The sequence below is a fragment of the Paraburkholderia sp. HC6.4b genome, assembly GCF_014200875.1.
Lineage (GTDB): Bacteria > Pseudomonadota > Gammaproteobacteria > Burkholderiales > Burkholderiaceae > Paraburkholderia > Paraburkholderia tuberum.
The window spans coordinates 84,646-104,768 of record NZ_JACHDC010000001.1 but is presented as its reverse complement, the minus strand read 5'-3'; the positions used below and the strand labels follow the sequence as shown (position 1 = coordinate 104,768).

The following is a 20,123-nucleotide window of genomic DNA, read 5'->3' as shown; positions in this document are numbered from 1 at the left end:
CGACCCACGCGGGACGAGAAGCGAGCAACTGGCATGGCCGATGCAATGTCCGTCGATGCTCTTTCGACGGTCCCTATCCAAAGGAGGAATCATGGCTCAGTTCAGTGCAGCGCCAGGCAGTCACCCCATCTCCAACTATCCGGACGGCACGGCTCAAACCGATCCGTCGATGCCGGCCGGCTACAGCGAGCGGCTCTACAACAAGGACCTCGCGCCGCTGCGCGCGCAGAACTGGAGCGCGTACAACATCTTCGCGTTCTGGATGTCGGACGTGCATAGCGTGGGTGGCTATGTATTCGCGGGGAGTCTGTTCGCGCTCGGCCTGACGAGCTGGCAGGTGCTGGTGTCGCTGCTGATCGGCATCACGCTCGTGAACGTGCTGTGCAACCTGATCGCGAAGCCGAGCCAACTGAACGGCGTGCCGTATCCGGTCGCGTGCCGCGCGACCTTCGGCGTGCTCGGCGCGAATGTCCCCGCAGTGATCCGCGGCCTGATCGCGGTCGCGTGGTACGGCATCCAGACCTATCTCGCGTCGAGTGCGCTCGTGATCGTCGTGCTGAAGTTCGTGCCGCAACTGCTGCCGTATGCGGACGTGCATCGGCATGGTCTGCTCGGTCTGTCGACGCTCGGCTGGGCGGGCTTCATGCTGCTGTGGGTACTGCAGGCGCTGGTGTTCTGGCACGGCATGGAGACCATCAAGAAGTTCATCGACTTCGCCGGGCCAGCCGTCTACGTCGTGATGTTCATTCTCGCCGGCTACATGGTGTATCGCGCGGGTTGGCGCAACATCGGCATCAACCTCGGCGGCGTCAAATTTCACGGCATGGAAGTGGTACCGGTGATGATCACGGCGATCTCGCTGGTGGTGTCGTACTTCTCCGGACCGATGCTGAATTTCGGTGACTTCTCGCGCTACGGCAGGAGCTTTCGCAGCGTCAAGCGCGGCAACTTCTGGGGCCTGCCGGTCAACTTCCTCGCGTTCTCGCTCGTCACGGTGATCACGACCGCGGCCACGCTGCCGGTGTTCGGCGAACTGATCACGGACCCGGTCGAGACGGTGGGCCGCATCGACTATCCGATGGCCGTGATTCTCGGCGCGCTGACCTTCACGATCGCGACGATCGGCATCAACATCGTCGCGAACTTCGTGTCGCCGGCCTTCGACTTCTCGAACGTTGCACCGCGTCTGATCAGCTGGCGCGCGGGAGGTATGCTCGCGGCGGTCGCGTCGGTGTTCATTACGCCGTGGAACCTGTTCAACAATCCGGCCGTCATCCACTACACGCTCGACGTGCTCGGCAGCTTCATCGGGCCTTTGTACGGCGTCCTGATCGTCGACTTCTACCTCGTCAAGCGTCAGAAGATCGTGCTCGACGATCTGTACACGGTCGCGCCGAGCGGCTCGTACTGGTATCGCAACGGCGTCAACTATCGCGCGGTGGCCGCGTTGCTGCCGGCCGCGCTGATCGCGGTGATCTGCGTGATGGTGCCGGGGCTCGACGGCTGCGCGAATTTCTCGTGGTTCATCGGCGCGGGACTCGGCGCGCTGTTTTACCGGATGCTCGCACGCTGAGTTTCACGGGCTTTCGCCGCTGCAATAACGAGTCGAACAGGAGTCGCCATGCGTATCAAACTGATCAATCCGAACACGACGCGCCGCATGACCGAGGCGATGGGGCGCTGCGCACGCGACGTCGCCGCGCCCGGCACCGAAGTGATCGCCGTCAATCCGACGATGGGGCCGCCGTCGATCGAGGGCTATTACGACGAAGCGCTCGCCACGCCCGGTCTGCTCGCCGAAGTCGCGGCCGGCGAACTAGACGGTTGCGACGGCTACGTGATCGCGTGCTTCGGCGACCCCGGTCTCTATGCGGCCCGCGAGTTGGCGCGCGGCCCGGTGATCGGCATCGCCGAGGCGGCGATGCACGCGGCGAGCGTGCTCGCGCCGGGCTTTTCGGTCGTGACGACGCTCGCTCGCACCTGCGGCATGGCCTGGCATCTGGCCGAGCGCTACGGCATGAAGCGCTTCTGCCGCAACGTGCGTGCGACCGACGTCGCCGTGCTCGATCTCGACCAGCCGGGCTCGGCGGCGCGCCGCATCATCCTCGACGAATGCCGGCGCGCGCTCGCCGAGGACGGCTCGGACGCGATCGTGCTCGGCTGCGCGGGCATGGCCGAACTGTGCGCGGAGATCGAGGATGCGCTCGGCGCGCCGGTGATCGAAGGCGTGACGGCGGCCGTCAAATGGACCGAGGCGCTGGTGACGCTGCGTCTCGCGACGGCCAAGCGCGGCGACTACGCGCGGCCGCTCGCGAAGCGCTACGACGGCGCGCTCGCGTCGTTCAGCCCCGGTCCGCTGCGGGTAAACGCCGAGTCGGCGGACTCGCACATACACTCGCTGTAACACGCACTATCTGCCCGGCTGTATGGGCGCACCGGGGTGTTTTCGCTACACTGGGTCAACTCGGCGCTGCGGTTTCCGCAGCCGCCGAAGCCGCCTGTTGCGTGGCTACACGTGTGAACCCCGCACCGTTGCCGAGGGGTTTCGAACCGCGTTCACGCGCATTCCTGGTCCCGTCACTACGCATCCGTCAAACCATGCCACTCGACCCGAACTACCCGCGCGATCTGATCGGCTACGGCCGCCACCCGGTGCATCCGAACTGGCCGGGGCGAGCGCGCGTTGCGGTGCAATTCGTCCTCAATTACGAAGAGGGCGGCGAAAACTGCGTGCTGCACGGCGATCCCGCTTCCGAGCAGTTCCTGTCGGAGATCGTGGGCGCGGCGGCGTATCCGGCGCGGCACATGAGCATGGAGTCGATCTACGAATACGGCTCGCGCGCGGGCGTATGGCGCATCCTGCGCGAATTCGAAAGGCGCGACCTGCCGCTGACGGTGTTCGGCGTCGGCATGGCGATCGAACGGCATCCAGACGTTGCGCGGGCGTTCGTCGAACTCGGACATGAGATCGCGTGCCACGGCTATCGCTGGATTCACTATCAGGACATGTCGCCGGAGCAGGAAGCGCAGCACATGCGCCTCGGCTTGGAGGCGATCGAGCGCGTGACCGGCGTGCGGCCGCTCGGCTGGTACACCGGCCGCGACAGTCCGAATACCCATCGGCTGGTCGCCGAATATGGCGGCTTCCTGTACGACTCCGATTACTACGGCGACGACCTGCCGTTCTGGATGGACGTCGAGGTGGCGGGCGGCAAGACCGTGCCGCAACTGATCGTGCCGTACACGCTCGACACCAACGACATGCGCTTCGCCACCCCGCAAGGCTTCAACACCGCGGACCACTTCTTCACCTACCTGCGCGACGCATTCGACGTGCTGTACGAAGAGGGCGACGAAGTGCCGAAGATGCTGTCGATCGGCATGCACTGCCGGCTGCTCGGGCGGCCGGGGCGTTTCCGGGCGCTGCAGCGCTTTCTCGACCACATCGAACAGCACGATCGCGTGTGGGTGTCGCGGCGCGTCGATATCGCGCGGCACTGGCACGAAACTCATCCTTACCAGCAAGACAACCGCGAGGCTGCGGCATGAAGGCGATGCAATACACCCTGGACCAACTCAACAGGATCTCGACCGACGCGTTCGTCGCGGCGCTGTCGGGCATCTTCGAGCACTCGCCGTGGGTCGCCGAAGTCGCGGCGCGGGAGCGGCCGTTCGCGAGCATCGACGAGCTGCATCGCAGGATGTCGCAGATCGTCGAAACGTCTGGCGAGGACAAGCAGCTCGCGCTGATCAACGCGCACCCGGAGCTGGCCGGCAAGGCCGCGGTGCGCGGCGAGCTGACCGCCGAGTCGACGCGCGAGCAAAGCGGCGCGGGTCTCGCGCAATGCACGCAGGAAGAGTTCGACAAGCTGCATGCGCTCAATCAAGCGTATCGCGAGAAATTCGGTTTTCCGTTCATTCTCGCGGTGCGCGGCTACGACCGCCACGGCATCATCGCGGACTTCGAATCGCGCGTGAACAACAGCCGCGCCGACGAACTGCGCGCGAGCCTCGATCAGATCTATCGCATTGCACGTTTGCGGCTCGACGACCTGATCGGCGCGTGACGCGCACTGCGTCACGCAGCGAGCCGTAACGTTTTTCCCGCACCAATCGATCTCAAGGACGACAAAATGGCACTTCCGATTCTCGACCCCAACGCACCGGAATTCACGCGCCGTTACGTGAACCTGGCGGACCCGCGTCTGGGCGCGCAGGCGCTCGAGGCCAGCGACGAATTCTTCGCGCCGAAGGACCGCATGCTGAATCCGGAACCGGCCGTCTTCATTCCGGGCAAGTACGACGACAACGGCAAGTGGATGGACGGCTGGGAAACGCGTCGCAAGCGCACGACCGGCTACGACTGGTGCATCGTCAAGCTCGCGCGGCCCGGCGTGATCAAGGGACTCGACCTCGACACGAGCCACTTCACCGGCAACTTCCCGCCGGCGGCGTCGGTGGAAGCGGCGCGCGTTGCGGATGGCGAGCCGAATCAGGCGACGCAATGGACCGAGATCGTGCCTTCGACCACGTTGCAGGGCAATAGCCACCACTACCTCGAAGTCGGCGACGCGAGCGCGTACACGCATCTGCGCGTGAACATCTATCCGGACGGCGGCATCGCGCGTCTGCGTGTTTACGGTCAGCCGCAGGTCGACTGGGCCGGCGCGAGCCGCACCGAGCAGTTCGATCTCGCGGCGATGGAAAACGGCGCGTATCTGGTCGGCGCGAACAACCAGCACTTCGGCGCGGCCTCGACGCTGCTGATGCCGGGTCGCGGCGTGAATATGGGCGACGGCTGGGAAACGCGTCGTCGTCGCGAGCCGGGCAACGACTGGGCGATCATCGCGCTCGCGCAGCCGGGCGTGATCCGCAAGATCGAAGTCGACACCGCGCACTTCAAGGGCAATTATCCGGATCGCTGCTCGATCCAGGCCGCGTACGTGAAGGGCGGGACCGACAGCTCGCTCGTCACGCAGGCGATGTTCTGGCCGGTGCTGCTCGGCGAACAGAAACTGCAGATGGACAAGCAGCATTTCTTCGAGAGCGAGATCGCGGCGCTCGGGCCCGTTACGCATGTGCGCTTCAACATCTATCCGGACGGTGGCGTGTCGCGTCTGCGTCTGTGGGGTACGCTCGAATGAAAGCGCTCGCCATCGAAGCGCTGACGAAAGCGGCGTTCGCCGCATTCGGCGACGTGATCGAACTCGAAGGCGCGAAGCAGATTCCGATCAACCTCGGCACGACGATCCGCTATCACGACCTCGCGAAAGTCGACGTGGCCGACGAGCACGGCCGCACGCTCGTCAATCTGTTTCGTGGCCAGCCGCGCACGCTGCCGTTCGAAGTGAAGATGCTCGAGCGTCATCCGCTTGGCAGCCAGGCGTTCGTGCCGCTCAACGACAAGCCGTATCTGGTCGTCGTCGCGCCCGCGGGCGAACTCGACACGAAGAAGATCCGCGCGTTCGTCACCACTGGCTGGCAGGGCGTCAACTACGCGAAAGGCGTGTGGCACCATCCGCTGATCGCATTGGGCGAGGCGAGCGACTTTATCGTCGTCGATCGTGGCGGCGAGGGGCTCAATCTGAACGAGCAGGATCTGGCGGAGTCGCTGTGGCTCACGGAAGATGCGCTGAGCGCGGTGGCGGTTTGATGGCGATGCAGCTGCCGGGTCGTCGGCAGCGTTGTGGTTCGAAGAACAGGCCCGCGACGTGCGTTACGTCGTGGGCTTTTTTGCATGGATGGCGATCACTTGCGCCTGCCAAGCAGCGGCGAATGCCCAATGACTTCCCTTGACCGATCGGGCGGCTCCGGCGCCGAAAATCCCGCTGCTTCGATGGCCGGCTTGAGCCCCCTGAATTGCAGGCTTTTCTTCGGCGAGCGCAGCGATGTCATGCCGTCGTCCCACGCATGCAGCATCTGCTTGGCGAGCGCACGCCACTGCGGTTCGTTGCGCGCTGCTTCGATCAACTCGTGGCCGACGTCGACAGCGGAGTCGCACAGCGCTTCAACCATCTGCGCATATTGCCGCGGGGCGATGCCCATGCGCGTGTTGAAAAATCGTTCCAGCGTTTTACCGGCTGCCCAGGTTTTGCGGCCGTCGACAGGCAGCCCGGGCGGATTGGCTGCGAAGCGCGGATAAGCCTGGGTCGTCACGACATCGTAGACGGGCGTGAACGCAACGTCGTCGACCGAGGTATAGAACAGTGCGACGTTCTTGGTGTGGCAGTCCGCATTGCGCACGACGTAGTTCGTCAGCAAATGCCAGCCGAGCTGCTGGAGTTGCATCCGCATGGTGTCGCGATCGAGCAGATACGCTCTTGCCGCGTTGAGCATTTTCTCGCTCGTCGAATTGTATTTTTCGTGCGGTGGCAAGCCGAGCAGACCGCACAAGTCTTCGACGCCATACGCCGGCAGTCCCTGCGCGTCGACATCGAAGCGCTCGACGACGAGCGCCCTGCCATCGTCCGACATCCGCGTGCGCGCAACGTGCGCCACCCCCAGCCGCTCCAGCACCCGCATCGAATGGAACTCGTTGAAACCGAGAAAGGGCGTGTTGTCGTCCGAACCTTTGACGATGTGACGGCTCGTTCGAATCGTCGGCTTACCGAGCTGCAACGGTGTCGATGCGGCAGACTGCGCCTGCGGCGCGATGAACTTCGGCACGACGCCCGAAATGGCCGCTCGCGCGTATTCACGTACGAGTTGCGCGAAATGGTCGGCGGTGTTGTCGCCGTGCAGGATGTGCTGGACGTCGAGCGCCTGGAGTTCGGTGCCCGGCGCCACGCCTTCGGGCGTCACGGTGACCCGGCCGATCCCCATCGAGCCCACGACGGCGAGCAGTGACAGGTCGGTTCCGTCGAGCAAGGGCCCGAATTGCTCGCGGATCAGATTCAGCAGATAGCCTTCGGGCAGGTTCTGCCGGAAAAACGGATGCAGGTCGCGTGGCCAGCGCCAAGGCTCTTCGCGCACGGGCATCGTCAGGCTGACGAAGTCGGCCGCGCTCGCATCGCCGTGATATTTGAGGACATAGTCGTCGCGCTCGCGAAACAGCGTGGCAACGTTCTTGCCTAGCACCTGAACGTCGAGCTTCATGGCTGCGCGTCCGGGTTGCGCTGTTCAGCGAGGATGTCTTCCAGCGTGCGGCCATGTCCATGCGCGACGAACTTGAGGTCGTAACCGGCAGCCTCGAGCAGGCGCACGAGCACGGACACGCTCATATCGTTCCTGGCGAGCGTTTCCATCCGCGCGACGGTCGTGCGGGCCACGCCCGCGCGGCGCCCAAGTTCTTCCTGCGATAGTTTGCTGTCGCGTCGCACGGCTTTCAGCATGTCCGAGACATCGGCGAGGTTGGTCATTTGTAGCCTCAGGGCGTCAAATTCAGCGTATTTGGCATTTATTGTAGCCCAAGAGACACAACAGGGTTGCTCGTATTTGTGTCTGCAAGGCTACATTTTATGTATTTTTGCCGATTTTTGTAGCCCGAGGGCGACAGATTCCGCACGTCACCTTCCCAAACAACAACGGGCTTGCCGCTCTCGCGACAAGCCCGCTTCGCACTCCAGCCTCTGCCTCGGCACCGGCTCCGTGATCCGGACAGAGGTCCTTACTTCGCCGCGCCACCTTCGAACCACGCGGCAATCTTCATCCGCTCCTCGTCGGTCATATGCGTGACGTTGCCGAGCGGCATCGCCTTCAACGTGACCGCCTGCTGGTAAATGCGCTGCGCGTTCTGCGAAATTTCGTCGGGCGTATCCATCAGCACGCCGGCGGGCGCGCTGCCCATCATCGTCGGATGCGCGGAGTGGCAGGCCACGCAGCGCTGCTGCAGCACCGGCGCGATGTCGGCGACCTTCAGCGTCGGCGCGTTGGCGGCCTGCGCCTGCGGCACCATCGGACGCGGCATGGTCCACACGAGTGCCGTGCACATCAGCGCGACGCCGACGATCGGCAGATACCACAACACCTGGCCGCGATGGCGCATCACGAAGAACTGACGGATCAGCGCGCCGGCCAGCATGATGACGACGAGCACCGCCCAGTTGTACGGATGCGTGTAGGTCATCGCGTAGTGGTTCGACAGCATCGCGAACACGACCGGCAGCGTGAAATACGTGTTGTGCACCGAGCGCTGCTTGCCGCGCTTACCGTAGATCGGGTTCGGCGTGTCGCCCTTCAGCATCGCGTCGACCATCTTGCGCTGGCCCGGAATGATCACGAAGAACACGTTGGCCGACATGATCGTCGCGAGCATCGCGCCCATGATCAGATACGCTGCGCGGCCCGCGAAGATATGGCAGGCGAGATACGCCGCGATCAGCACATAAACGCCGACGCAGATGCCGAGAAGTTTGTCGCGTGTGCCGAGAATGCGGCACAGCGAGTCGTAGACGATCCAGCCGGCCGCGAGGAAGCCGATCGCCGAGGCGACGGCGACCACCGGCCCCATGTCGAGCACGTTCCTGTCGATCAGGTAGGTGCTCGGCGAGAACAGATACAGCACGGTAAAGAGACCGAAGCCCGACAGCCACGTCGTGTACGACGGCCATTTCGACCAGTGCAGGTCTTCGGGCATTTCGGGCGGCGCGACCGTGTACTTCTGCATGTTGTAGAAGCCGCCGCCGTGCACGTGCCACAGTTCGCCGAACACGCCGCGACGGCGCTGGTTCGGATCGGTCGGCGGCTTCAGGCTGTTGTCGAGCGCGACGAAATAGAACGATTCGCCGATCCATGCAATGGCGGCGACGACGTGGAACCAGCGAATCGCGAGGTTCAACCAGTCGGTGATAAAGCCTTCCATGAAACTCCTCCACTTCTGATTCGTTGCGCGCGCGATGACGTTCGACCTCGCAGGTCATCGCGCCGACTGCGGATAGAAGACGCAGCGCGGGTTGTTATGGGTAGCGCGGGGCGTTGTGCCTGTCCAGGTCTGTTCGTGCCGGTTCGGACGCGGCTCGCATCCAGCAGGGCTAGCTGCCCCGATACGTGCTGTACGAAAACGGCGACACCAGCAGCGGCACGTGATAGTGCGCGTCGGCATCGGCGACGCCAAAGCGCAGCACGACGCGATCGACGAAGCGTGGTTCCGGCACCTTCGTGCCGAGCGAGGCGAAGTAGTCGCCCGCGCCGAACACGAGTTCGTACTCGCCCGCGACGAGCGCGTCGCCTTCGAGCAGCGGCTCGTCGCAGCGGCCGTCGTGATTGGTGACAGTGGTTTTGAGCGCGCGGCGCGTGTCGCCCGCGAGCGCGAAGAGTTCGACCTTGATGCCTGCGCCGGGACGGCCGTTCGCGGTGTCGAGCACGTGGGTAGTGAGCTTGCCCATTCGCAATTGTCCTTGTGTGAATGCGAGGTGTCGGCGGCGGCCCGATCCATTACGTTTGCGGCGGATCGAGGCTCCACGTCAGTGGCTACATACCCGTCGGCGAATCGAAGCGAGCGCCGTGGCAGCCATTGTAGAAAGGATGCTCTGTCCCGAGCGCGAGCGATAGGAAAGATAATAGTTCGCGCATGATGGACAGCCAGACGAAAGCCGCGCCGGCTCATCGGCCGATCGTACCGGCGCCAAAAATGCACCACTATATTGGCGGTGTGAAGTTGGGTATCGCAACCGCGCGGGTTGTCAGCGGGATTTTGGCTACCGAAGGTAAGCGCTGTGCGGCGCGACACACCCGTGCAAAGGCAGGCCTTTGGCACGGACAACCCCGAAGACGGCGACTCACGCTGGGTAACCGGGCCAATGGCGTTCAACGGAACGCGACGGCACGGTGGCGTGCCGCCGCATCGCGTTCGAACGGCTTTGCATGCAGGCAATCAGGCGGACAGACGAATGACGATGAATGAAGCACTGAAACAACCCGGTAAAACGATGCTCGTGAAGCACGCGGACGTGCTGGTCACGATGGATGACGAGCGGCGTGAACTGCGCGACGCCGGGCTGTATATCGAGGACAACCGGATCGTCGCGGTCGGACCGACCGCGCAACTGCCGCAATCGGCCGACGAGGTACTTGACCTGCACGGCCATCTCGTGATTCCGGGCCTCGTCAACACGCATCACCACATGTACCAGAGCCTCACGCGCGCGATTCCCGCCGCGCAGAACGCCGAGTTGTTCGGCTGGCTCACGAACCTGTACAAGGTGTGGGCGAACCTCACGCCTGACATGATCGAAGTATCGACGCTGACCGCGATGGCCGAGCTGCTGCTGTCGGGCTGCACGACGTCGAGCGACCATTTGTACATCTATCCGAACGGCAGCCGTCTCGACGACAGCATCGCGGCCGCGCGCCGAATCGGCATGCGCTTTCATGCGGCGCGCGGCAGCATGAGCGTGGGACGCAAGGACGGCGGCCTGCCGCCCGATTCGGTGGTCGAGCGCGAAGCGGACATCATGAAGGACACGCAGCGTCTGATCGAGACGTATCACGACGATGGGCGCTACTCCATGCTGCGCGTCGTCGTGGCGCCGTGCTCGCCGTTTTCGGTGAGCCGCGACCTGATGCGCGAATCGGCGGCGCTCGCGCGCCAGTATGGCGTGTCGCTGCATACGCATCTGGCGGAGAACCTCAACGACGTCGCGTACAGCCGCGAGAAGTTCGGCATGACGCCGGCCGAGTATGCGCACGATCTCGGCTGGGTCGGCCATGACGTATGGCATGCGCACTGCGTGCAACTCGACGACGCGGGCATCGCGCTGTTCGCGCGCACCGGCACCGGCGTCGCGCACTGTCCGTGCTCGAACATGCGGCTCGCGTCGGGCATCGCGCCGGTCAAGCGCATGCGGCTCGCGGGCGTGCCGGTCGGGCTCGGCGTCGACGGCTCGGCGTCGAACGACGGTGCGCAGATGGTCGCCGAAGTGCGCCAGGCGCTGTTGCTGCAGCGCGTCGGTTTTGGGCCCGATGCGATGACCGCGCGCGAGGCGCTCGAAATCGCGACCCTGGGTGGTGCGCGCGTGCTCAATCGCGACGACATCGGCGCGCTCGCGCCCGGCATGGCCGCGGATTTCGTCGCGTTCGATCTGCGTGAGCCGCATTTTGCCGGCGCGCTGCACGATCCGGTGGCGGCTCTGGTATTCTGCGCGCCGTCGCAGGTCAGCCATAGCGTGATCGACGGCAAGGTGGTGGTGAAGAATGGGCAGTTGGCGACGCTCGAACTCGGGCCGGTGATCGAGCGGCATAACGCGCTCGCGCGGCAGCTTTACGAGGCGGCCGCTTGAGCTCGAGCGGAAGGGGCGGCACTCGCGCCGCGCCGCGCGCAAGCCGCGAGTCGCTGATCCGTGAGCGGCGGCGCCAGTGCGAACGGCGCCGCATGCGGCGTCAGGACTTGTCGATCAACGTCCGGGTCGCCTCGCCAACCACGCCGCGCAGCCAGCGCACTTCATCGGAATAATGCACGCGCTCGTGCCACAGCTGGTAGTACTGCATCGGCGGAAAGTCGAGCGGCGCGGGCATCACGGTCAGCGGCAGAAAGTTCGCGTAGTAGTCGGCAAAGAGGCGCGTCGTCGTGAAGATCAGATCGGATTTGATCAGCACGTACGGCGCGAGATTGAAGTAGGGCAGCGTGACGACCACATGGCGCTTGAGCCGCTCGCGCGCGAGGTGCACGTCGATCGCGCCGCGCTGGCCGACCGAATACGGCGTCGGCGCGAGATGTGGCGCGTTCAGGTACTGGTCGAGCGTGAGCCCGCCGCGTTTGGCGAACGGATGCGTGTTGCTCATCAGGCACACGATCTGATCGACGAACAGGTTCGACAGATGCAACTGCTCGGGCGGCTCCGGCCAGTTGCCGACCACGATGTCGAGCTTGCCGTCCTCGAGCGCGAGTTCGTAGTCGAACGCGGGGCCGAGCGAATGGAATTCGAGCGTCGCGTTCGGTGCGGCCTTGCGGAAACGTTCGACGACCGTCGGCACGAACAGCACGTTCAGGTAGTCGGGACAGCCGATCCGGTAGCAGCGGATCGACGTGGCCGGATCGAAGTTGTGCTGCTGGAACTTGATGCGCTCGATTTCGCGCAGCGCGTTCTGCACCGGTTCGAGCAGGCGCAGACCGTACTCGGTCGGCACCATGCCGGACTTGCCGCGCACCAGCAGCGGGTCGCCGGTGATGTCGCGCAGACGGCGCAGCGCCGCGCTGATGGCGGGTTGGGACTGGTTCAGTTTGACGGCGGCGCGGGTGACGCTGCGCTCCATCAGTAGCGTGTGCAACACGCGCAGCAGGTACGTGTCGATCGCCTCGCGTTGCTGGCTCATGGATTCTCCGAATATATGTGCAGGCTGATCGAACGAACGTGGGGGTATATGCGTTTTAATATGGACGAAAAACGGCGTCAAGGGCGATATACCCGCAGAGCTTGTAGCGGCGGGGGTTTGCGGGAATTTTGTCAACTCGACTGAGTGGGGCGAATTAGGTATTGTCATCCGGTTGTGGTGACGGATCGCCAGCCGGCGGCAAGCAGCGTCACGAACGCACTACGGAATCTCATGAGCGACACTCCACTTAGCGACGGCGCGCAACTCACCGGCCAGGCGGTGCCTCGGCTCGCGCTGACGGGCATCACGAAGCAGTACCCGGCCGTGCGCGCCAACGACGACGTCACGCTCGTCGTCGCGCCCGGCGAAATCCACGCGGTGCTCGGCGAGAACGGCGCGGGCAAGAGCACGCTGATGAAGATCATCTACGGCGCCGTGCGACCCGACGCCGGCGAGATCCGTTGGGAAGGCGAGACGGTCGACATCGCGAGTCCGGCGGCCGCCCGCAAGCTCGGCGTCGGCATGGTGTTCCAGCACTTCTCGCTGTTCGAGACGCTGACGGTCGGCGAAAACATCGCGCTCGCGCTCGACGAACCGTTCGATCTGAAGACGTTGGCCAAACGCATTCGCGAGGTGTCGGCCGACTACGGGCTCGACATCGATCCGCAGCGGCATGTCCACAGCCTCACCGTCGGCGAGCGGCAGCGTGTCGAAATCGTGCGCTGCCTGCTGCAGAATCCGCGTCTGTTGATCATGGACGAACCGACCTCGGTGCTGACGCCGCAGGCGGTCCGCAAGCTCTTCACGACCCTGCGCCGGCTCGCGGCCGAGGGCTGCAGCATCCTCTACATCAGCCACAAGCTCGACGAAATCCAGGAGTTGTGCGACACCGCGACGGTGATGCGCGGCGGTCGCGTGACCGGCCATGTGACGCCGAAGAACGAGACGCATGCATCGCTCGCGCAGTTGATGGTCGGCCACTCGCTGCCGGACTACACGCGGCGCGAGCACAAGCCGGGCGCGGTGCTGCTCGACGTCAGGCAGTTGTCGGTCGCGAGCGACGATCCGTTCGGCACCTCGTTGCGCGACGTGTCGTTCAGCGTGCATGCGGGCGAGATCTTCGGCATTGCCGGTGTGTCGGGCAACGGGCAGGCGGAACTGCTCGCGGCGTTGTCCGGCGAGAAGCGCGCTGAAAAACGCAGCCTGCCGGCCGACGCGATCACGATCTGCGGCAAACCGGCCGCGCGCCTCGGCGCGGGCGCTCGGCGCGCGCTCGGCTTCGGCTTCGTGCCTGAAGAGCGGCTCGGCCGCGGCGCGGTGCCGGCGATGAGCCTTGCCGACAACGCGCTGCTCACCGCGCATCGGCAGAGCATGGTCAACTCGGGCTGGATCAAAACGGCTGTGATGCGCGCATTCGCGAAGCGCTGCATCGACGCGTTCGACGTGCGCTGCGGCGGCCCCGACGCGCTCGCGCAAAGTCTGTCGGGCGGCAATCTGCAGAAATACATCATGGGCCGCGAGATTTTGCAGGCGCCGAAGGTGCTCGTGGTCGCGCAGCCGACGTGGGGCGTCGATGTCGGCGCGTCGGCGTTCATCCGTCAGCAACTGCTGGATCTGTCGGCGCGCGGCGTTGCGATTCTGGTGATCTCGGAGGAACTGGAAGAGCTGTTCGATATCTGCGATCGCATCGCGGTGCTCGCGGGTGGGCGGCTTTCGCCGGTGCGCGCGACCGGTGCGACCAACGCCGAGGAAATCGGCCGCTGGATGGCGGGGCTGTTCGGCGACCGCGAGGGCGCGGCGCCAGCGGCGGATCAACCGGCGCATGCATGAGGCGAGGCGTTGCCCGCCGGCCACGCCAACACGCTAACCACGCACGCGAATGCGGACCCTGAAGAACAGAACCCGAACAAATACACGCTACCCATGATGCTTCCCTATCGACTCGAAGCCCGCACGTCGCCGTCGCGCACGATGCAGCTCGCCGTGCCGCTGATCGCCGCGTTGCTGACGCTCGCGATCGGCTTCCTGATCTTCGGCCTCGTCGGCCGCGACCCGTTGCAGGCGATGCACGGGTTTTTCATCGAGCCGCTGTCGAGCATCAACGGCTGGTCGGAGCTGCTGCTGAAGGCGTCGCCGCTGTGCCTGATCGGCCTCGGTCTCGCGATCGGCTATCGCGCGAACGTGTGGAACATCGGCGCCGAAGGGCAGATGCTGCTCGGCGGCATCGCGGCGAGCGGCGTCGCGATCTATTTCGATCAGGCGAGCGGCTGGTGGATCCTGCCGACCATGATGGCGGCCGGCATCCTCGGCGGCATGGCGTGGGCCGCGATTCCCGCGTTTCTGAAGAGCCGCTTCAATACCAACGAGATTCTCGTGAGCCTGATGCTCACGTACGTCGCGACGCAACTGCTGATCTATCTCGTGAGCGGCCCGTGGCGCGATCCGCAGGGCATGAACTTCCCGCTGTCGGAGATGTTCAGCGGCGACGCGCTGTTTCCGACGCTGTATGGCGACTGGCACTGGAAATTTCTGCGTGGCACGCGCCTGAACGCGTCCGTGTTCCTCACGCTAATCGCGATTCCGCTCGTCTGGCTGTTCATGCGCAAGAGCTTCGCGGGCTACCGGATGAACGTCGGCGGACTTGCGCCGCTCGCCGCGCGCTACGCCGGTTTCTCCGACAAGAAGACGATCTGGACGTCGCTGCTGATTAGCGGCGGCCTCGCGGGCCTCGCCGGTATGGGCGAAATTGCCGGTCCGATCGGCCAGTTGCAGGCGACGTGGTCGCCGGGCTACGGCTTCACCGCGATCATCGTCGTGTTCGTCGGCAGGCTGCATCCGCTCGGCATCGTGCTCGCCAGTCTGCTGATGGCGTTGCTGTATCTCGGCGGCGAAGCGGTGCAGACCTCGATGCAATTGCCGCAGGCGCTCTCGGGCGTGTTCCAGGGGCTGCTGCTGTTCTGCCTGCTCGGCGCCGACCTGTTCGTGAACTACCGCGTGCGGCGCCGCTCGGCCGCAGCAGTGGCTCGTTAAGTTTGCCAATCAGCTCGCTCATCCGCTTTCAGACTCGATATGGATATCCAGCAAGCCAGCGCGCTCACGTCGAGCGCGATCACCGCGTCGATCCCGCTGATGTTCGCGGGCGCCGGCGAACTCGTCGCCGAAAAATCGGGCGTACTCAATCTTGGCGTGGAAGGGATGATGCTGATGGGCGCCGTCAGCGGCTACGCGGTCACGTCGATCACCGGCAGCCCGTGGCTCGGCGTGCTCGCCGCGATCGGCGCCGGTCTCGCGATGTCGCTGCTGTTCGCGTTCCTCACGCTGACGATGCTCGCCAACCAGGTCGCGACCGGCCTGTCGCTGACGATCTTCGGCATCGGGCTGTCCGCGTACGTCGGCAAGCCGTACACGTCGGCGGCGGTGCGCGCGACGATCGATACGTGGACGATCCCCGGGCTGTCGAACATCCCGGTGCTCGGCCCCGCGCTGTTTACCCTCACGCCGCTCGATTACCTCGCGTTCCTGATGTTCGCCGCGATCGGCTGGTTCCTCTATCGCACGCGCGCGGGACTCGTGCTGCGCTCGGTCGGCGAATCGCCGCAGGTCGCGCATTCGGTCGGCTTTCCGGTGGTCGGCGTGCGCTATGGGGCGGTCGCGTTCGGCGGTGGCATGGCGGGGCTCGCGGGCGGCTACTATTCGATCGTCAATCTGCACCTGTGGCAGGAGAACCTGACCTCGGGCCGCGGCTGGATCGCCCTCGCGCTCGTGGTGTTCGCGACGTGGCGCCCTGGGCGACTGCTGATCGGCTCGCTGCTGTTCGGCGCGGTGACGGGGCTGCAGTTCTATGCGCAGGCGATCGGTGTGCCGGTGCCGACGCAGTTCCTCGCGATGCTGCCGTACGTCGCGACGATCGTCGTGCTCGCGCTGATCTCGCGCAATCCGAACACGATTCGCCTGAATGCACCCGCGTCGCTCGGCAAGCCGTTTTTCTCGGCGGGCTGACGGCGACACAGGTCCTTTATCGATCCGCTCAAACTATTCGCTCATTACGACAGGGGAGAAAACATGAAGAGAAGAAATCTGCTGACCGCTTTCGCTTGGGGTGCGGCGTCGCTGGCGCTTGCGGCGCCGCTCGCGCAAACCGCGCAGGCCGCTGACGTGCCGGGCGTCGCGTTCGTCTATCTCGGCAATCCGGGCGATGCCGGCTGGACCTTCGCGCACGATCAGGGCTCGCGGGAAGCCGAAGCGAAGTTCGGCAACAGGATCAAGATCACGCGCGTCGAGAACGTGCCCGAATCGGCCGACTCCGAGCGCGTGTTCCGCGATCTCGCGAACAAGGGCAACAAGATCATCTTCGGCACGAGCTTTGGCTACCAGGACTTCGAGCTGAAGGTCGCGAAGGACTTTCCGGACACCATCTTCCTGCACGCGACCGGCTACAAGAAGGCGCCGAACTTCGGCACCTACGATGTGCGCATGTACCAGGGCGCGTATCTGGCTGGCGTCGCCGCGGGCTACGTGACGAAGAGCAACACGCTCGGCTTCGTCGCGTCGGTGCCGATTCCGGAAGTGGTGCGCAACATCAACGCGTTCACGCTCGGCGCGCGCTCGGTGAATCCGAAGGTGCATACGAAGGTGATCTGGATCAACAGCTGGTTCGATCCGGGCAAGGAAAAGCAGGCCGCCGAAACGCTGATCGGCCAGGGCGCCGACGTGCTGCTGCAGAACACCGATTCGAGCGCGACGCTCGCGACCGCGTCGGAGAAGCACGTGCACGCGTTCGGCTGGGATTCGGACATGAAGAAGTTCGGTCCTGACGCGCATCTCGGCTCGGTGGTCGCGCACTGGGGCGTGTACTACAGCGCGGTGATCCAGCAGGTGCTCGACGGCAAGTGGACGAACGCTCCGGTGTGGTGGGGCATTCCGCAGAAGGCCGTCAACCTCGAGGACCTGAACACGTCGGCGATTCCGGCCGATGGGCAGAAGCAGGTTGCCGCGAAGCGCGACGAACTCGCGAGCGGCAAGCGCGACGTGTTCACGGGCCCGATCAAGGATCAGTCGGGCACGGTGAAGGTGCCTGAAGGCAAGACGCTGACCGATCCGGAACTGCAGCGCCTGAACTGGTACGTGGAGGGTGTCGACGGGTCGCTGCCGAAGTAAATCGGGCGGTCCGTTGTTGAAAAAAGCTGCGTCCAGCCCCGCCTGGACGCAGCTTTTCTGTTTGCGGCTTGCGCGTGGCAAGGGGCAAGCGTGTCGTGCGGTCGCCGCTCAGTCCTCGATGCGCAGGCCGACCTTCAGCGTTACCTGCCAGTACGCGACCTTGCCGTTCTCGATCTGGCCGCGCGTTTCCGTGACCTCGAACCAGTGCAGATTGCGCAGCGTTTCCGACGCTTTGGCAATCGCGGTGGTGATCGCGTCGTCGATCGATTGCTTCGACGAACCGGTCAGTTCGATCTTCTTGTAAACGTGTTCTGACATGAGTTCCTCCTTGGTGTGCGTCGCTGGTCAGTAAAACGCTGCTCGGAAACGTGCATGGAAAAAGTATAGGCAACGGTTCGCGCAGTCCGACGGACAGATGCGCCCTCGCCAGCGCAATCGCCTGCGCGGCGGATCAGACGCCGCCGCTCGAACCATCGATACCGCACATCGCATGCCCGGTATCGCGCGACTTCAGCGCCTGGCGCGGTCGCTATCATCTGTACGCAACATAAGCGATTCAATCTGATAGCCGACGAGGTTCGAACGTGGAAACTGGTTTTTGCGGCCCCGGCCTGATGGGCGCGCCGATGATCCGGCACCTGCTGCGCCGCGCCGCATGCGCTGGATCGTCGATCATTCGAGCATTGCGCCGGCCGCGACGCGCGCGCTGGCGCGGCGGGTGGCGGATTTCGGCGAGGCGGGCGGGGGGCGGACGGCGCGGCGGGGGAGCGCCTACGAGACCGGCACGCCGATGCCGGTCACGTCGACGGTCCAGCAATTGCTGCGACTGGGTGCCGCGATGGGGCTCGCCGACGCGGATTTTTCGGCCTCACCGACATTCTGCAGACGCCACGCGGCGGCTCGAACGGGTGACGCGGGCCGCGCCGGACCAACTGTCGGGTTGAAATCTCTAAACCTGCTAAAATATTGGGTTTTTCGCCGATATCACATTCAAAGGGACGCGCTGTGCTGTCTACTGCCAATATCACCATGCAATTCGGGCCGAAGCCCCTCTTCGAGAACATTTCGGTCAAATTTGGGGGAGGGAATCGCTATGGCCTGATCGGTGCGAACGGCTGCGGTAAATCCACCTTCATGAAGATTCTCGGTTCGGATCTCGAGCCCAGCTCGGGCAACGTGATGCTCGAGCCGAACGTGCGTCTGGGCAAGCTGCGCCAGGACCAGTTCGCGTACGAAGACGTGCGCGTGCTCGACGTCGTGATGATGGGCCACGCCGAAATGTGGGCCGCGATGACCGAGCGCGACGCGATCTACGCAAACCCCGACGCGACCGACGACGACTACATGCACGCGGCCGAGCTCGAAGCGAAGTTCGCCGAGTACGACGGCTACACGGCCGAAGCGCGCGCGGGCGAGTTGCTGCTCGGCATCGGCATTGCGATCGAAGACCACAACGGCCCGATGAGCAACGTGGCGCCCGGCTGGAAGCTGCGCGTGCTGCTCGCGCAGGCGCTGTTCTCGAAGCCGGACGTGCTGCTGCTGGATGAGCCGACCAACAACCTCGACATCAACTCGATCCGTTGGCTGGAAGATGTTCTCAACCAGTACAACTCGACGATGATCATCATCTCGCACGACCGGCACTTCCTGAACCAGGTCTGCACGCACATGGCCGACATGGACTACGGCACGCTGAAGGTCTATCCGGGCAACTACGACGACTACATGCTCGCCAGCACGCAGGCGCGCGAGCGTCAGCAGGCCGCCAACGCGAAGGCGAAGGAGCGCGTGGCCGATCTGCAGGACTTCGTGCGCCGCTTCTCGGCGAACAAGTCGAAGGCGCGCCAGGCCACCAGCCGTCTGAAGATGATCGACAAGATCAAGATCGAGGAATTCAAGCCGTCGTCGCGGCAGAACCCGTTCATCCGCTTCGAGTTCGAGAAGAAGCTGCACAACATCGCGGTGGTCGCCGACAGCATCTCCAAGAAATACGAGCGCTCGATCTTCAATAACTTCAGCATCAGCGTGCAGCCGGGCGAGCGCATCGCGATCATCGGCGAGAACGGCGCGGGCAAGACCACGCTGCTGCGCTCGTTGCTCGGCAATCTGCAACTCGACCACGGCACGGTGAAGTGGGCGGAAAACGCCAACGTCGGCTACATGCCGCAAGACACGTACGAAGAGTTTCCGGGCGACGTCACGCTGATGGACTGGATCGACCAGTACCGCAAGGAAGGCGACGACGAGCAGATGGTGCGCGGCACGCTCGGCCGGCTGCTGTTCAATGCGGACGACATCCGCAAGTCGGTCAAGGTGCTGTCGGGCGGCGAGAAGGGCCGCATGATCTGGGGCAAGCTGATGCTGGGCCGCCACAACGTGCTGCTGATGGACGAGCCGACCAACCACATGGATATGGAGTCGATCGAGTCGCTGCAGATCGCGCTCGACAAGTTCGACGGCACGCTGATTTTCGTGTCGCACGACCGCGAGTTCGTGAGCGGCCTCGCGAACCGGATCATCGAAGTGAAGACCAATGGCACGCTGAACGACTTCGGCGGCAACTATGAGGACTTCCTGACGAGTCAGGGCGTGCAATAAGCGCCTGGTTGCTGGTCTTCAGCTATTCGCAAAGGCCCACGCTGGCAGTTTGCCGGCGTGGGCCTTTTTTGCTTTTGGTGGCTATCCGGCGCCCCAGGCGAACATGCGTTCACAGTGAA

General features: G+C 64.4%; 18 protein-coding genes and 1 pseudogene. 13 read left to right on the top strand and 6 right to left on the bottom strand.

Annotated elements, in window-relative coordinates; genetic code table 11:
• Window positions 1-91 precede the first annotated feature (91 nt).
• The 6 genes from HDG34_RS00455 to HDG34_RS00430 all read left to right on the top strand — a co-directional run bounded on the left by HDG34_RS00455 (window position 92) and on the right by HDG34_RS00430 (window position 5,653).
• On the top strand, window positions 92-1,573 hold the full coding sequence (locus HDG34_RS00455; protein WP_184056827.1) for an NCS1 family nucleobase:cation symporter-1: 1,482 nt from the start codon (window positions 92-94) through the stop codon (window positions 1,571-1,573).
• A gap of 48 nt (window positions 1,574-1,621) precedes the next feature.
• Window positions 1,622-2,404: an aspartate/glutamate racemase family protein gene (locus tag HDG34_RS00450; RefSeq protein ID WP_184049210.1), complete on the top strand. Its 783-nt coding sequence runs from the start codon at window positions 1,622-1,624 to the stop codon at window positions 2,402-2,404.
• A 194-nt stretch (window positions 2,405-2,598) separates the two neighbouring features.
• Window positions 2,599-3,549, top strand: coding sequence for an allantoinase PuuE (puuE, locus tag HDG34_RS00445; RefSeq protein ID WP_184056824.1), 951 nt, complete (start codon window positions 2,599-2,601; stop codon window positions 3,547-3,549).
• A complete protein-coding gene (uraD, locus tag HDG34_RS00440) occupies window positions 3,546-4,067 on the top strand; it encodes a 2-oxo-4-hydroxy-4-carboxy-5-ureidoimidazoline decarboxylase (protein WP_090800522.1) in 522 nt (173 codons plus the stop codon). Before puuE ends, uraD begins: the two co-directional genes overlap by 4 nt.
• Window positions 4,068-4,133: 66 nt before the next feature.
• Window positions 4,134-5,144, top strand: a complete 1,011-nt coding sequence (alc, locus tag HDG34_RS00435; protein WP_184056821.1) for an allantoicase — start codon at window positions 4,134-4,136, stop codon at window positions 5,142-5,144.
• Window positions 5,141-5,653, top strand: a complete 513-nt coding sequence (locus HDG34_RS00430) for an ureidoglycolate lyase (protein WP_184056817.1) — start codon at window positions 5,141-5,143, stop codon at window positions 5,651-5,653. Before alc ends, HDG34_RS00430 begins: the two co-directional genes overlap by 4 nt.
• A 95-nt stretch (window positions 5,654-5,748) precedes the next feature.
• Here the strand turns inward: HDG34_RS00430 and HDG34_RS00425 are convergent, their stop codons facing one another.
• The 4 genes from HDG34_RS00425 to uraH form a co-directional block, all read right to left on the bottom strand.
• Window positions 5,749-7,095, bottom strand: a complete 1,347-nt coding sequence (locus tag HDG34_RS00425) for a type II toxin-antitoxin system HipA family toxin (RefSeq protein ID WP_184056814.1) — start codon at window positions 7,093-7,095, stop codon at window positions 5,749-5,751.
• Complete coding sequence (locus HDG34_RS00420) at window positions 7,092-7,358, bottom strand: helix-turn-helix transcriptional regulator (RefSeq protein ID WP_184056811.1); 267 nt, start codon at window positions 7,356-7,358, stop codon at window positions 7,092-7,094. Before HDG34_RS00420 ends, HDG34_RS00425 begins: the two co-directional genes overlap by 4 nt.
• Window positions 7,359-7,606: 248 nt before the next feature.
• The gene (locus HDG34_RS00415) at window positions 7,607-8,800 is read right to left on the bottom strand and encodes a urate hydroxylase PuuD (RefSeq protein ID WP_184056808.1); all 1,194 of its coding nucleotides are present in this window, start codon (window positions 8,798-8,800) and stop codon (window positions 7,607-7,609) included.
• A gap of 169 nt (window positions 8,801-8,969) precedes the next feature.
• Window positions 8,970-9,323, bottom strand: coding sequence for a hydroxyisourate hydrolase (gene uraH / locus HDG34_RS00410; RefSeq protein WP_018417696.1), 354 nt, complete (start codon window positions 9,321-9,323; stop codon window positions 8,970-8,972).
• Window positions 9,324-9,827: 504 nt separating this feature from the next.
• Here uraH and HDG34_RS00405 point away from each other — a divergent pair.
• The gene (locus HDG34_RS00405; protein ID WP_260320946.1) at window positions 9,828-11,216 is read left to right on the top strand and encodes an 8-oxoguanine deaminase; all 1,389 of its coding nucleotides are present in this window, start codon (window positions 9,828-9,830) and stop codon (window positions 11,214-11,216) included.
• A 100-nt stretch (window positions 11,217-11,316) separates the two neighbouring features.
• On the opposite strand, the gene HDG34_RS00400 is transcribed toward HDG34_RS00405, so the two are convergent.
• Window positions 11,317-12,249, bottom strand: a complete 933-nt coding sequence (locus HDG34_RS00400) for a LysR substrate-binding domain-containing protein (RefSeq protein ID WP_184056805.1) — start codon at window positions 12,247-12,249, stop codon at window positions 11,317-11,319.
• Window positions 12,250-12,480: 231 nt separating this feature from the next.
• On the opposite strand from HDG34_RS00400, the gene HDG34_RS00395 reads away from it, so the two are divergent.
• The 4 genes from HDG34_RS00395 (at window position 12,481) to HDG34_RS00380 (ending at window position 17,406) form a co-directional block, all read left to right on the top strand.
• Window positions 12,481-14,079 (top strand): ABC transporter ATP-binding protein, encoded by a 1,599-nt coding sequence (locus HDG34_RS00395; protein ID WP_184056802.1) that lies wholly within the window; start codon window positions 12,481-12,483, stop codon window positions 14,077-14,079.
• A gap of 93 nt (window positions 14,080-14,172) precedes the next feature.
• Window positions 14,173-15,279: an ABC transporter permease gene (locus HDG34_RS00390; RefSeq protein WP_090805345.1), complete on the top strand. Its 1,107-nt coding sequence runs from the start codon at window positions 14,173-14,175 to the stop codon at window positions 15,277-15,279.
• 39 nt (window positions 15,280-15,318) lie between these two features.
• Window positions 15,319-16,248 (top strand): ABC transporter permease, encoded by a 930-nt coding sequence (locus tag HDG34_RS00385; protein ID WP_090800507.1) that lies wholly within the window; start codon window positions 15,319-15,321, stop codon window positions 16,246-16,248.
• A 63-nt stretch (window positions 16,249-16,311) separates the two neighbouring features.
• Entirely contained in the window at window positions 16,312-17,406 is a 1,095-nt protein-coding gene (locus HDG34_RS00380) for a BMP family ABC transporter substrate-binding protein (RefSeq protein ID WP_184056799.1), read from the top strand.
• Window positions 17,407-17,514: 108 nt separating this feature from the next.
• Here the strand turns inward: HDG34_RS00380 and HDG34_RS00375 are convergent, their stop codons facing one another.
• Window positions 17,515-17,724, bottom strand: coding sequence for a dodecin (locus tag HDG34_RS00375; protein WP_184049245.1), 210 nt, complete (start codon window positions 17,722-17,724; stop codon window positions 17,515-17,517).
• Between the two features lie 448 nt (window positions 17,725-18,172).
• On the opposite strand from HDG34_RS00375, the pseudogene HDG34_RS39755 reads away from it, so the two are divergent.
• Window positions 18,173-18,318: pseudogene (locus HDG34_RS39755) on the top strand (NAD(P)-dependent oxidoreductase); the annotation flags it as partial.
• A 93-nt stretch (window positions 18,319-18,411) separates the two neighbouring features.
• Window positions 18,412-20,004 carry an ABC-F family ATPase gene (locus HDG34_RS00370; protein WP_090800503.1) on the top strand — a complete coding sequence of 531 codons (1,593 nt, stop codon included), beginning with the start codon at window positions 18,412-18,414 and terminating at the stop codon, window positions 20,002-20,004.
• Window positions 20,005-20,123 lie beyond the last annotated feature (119 nt).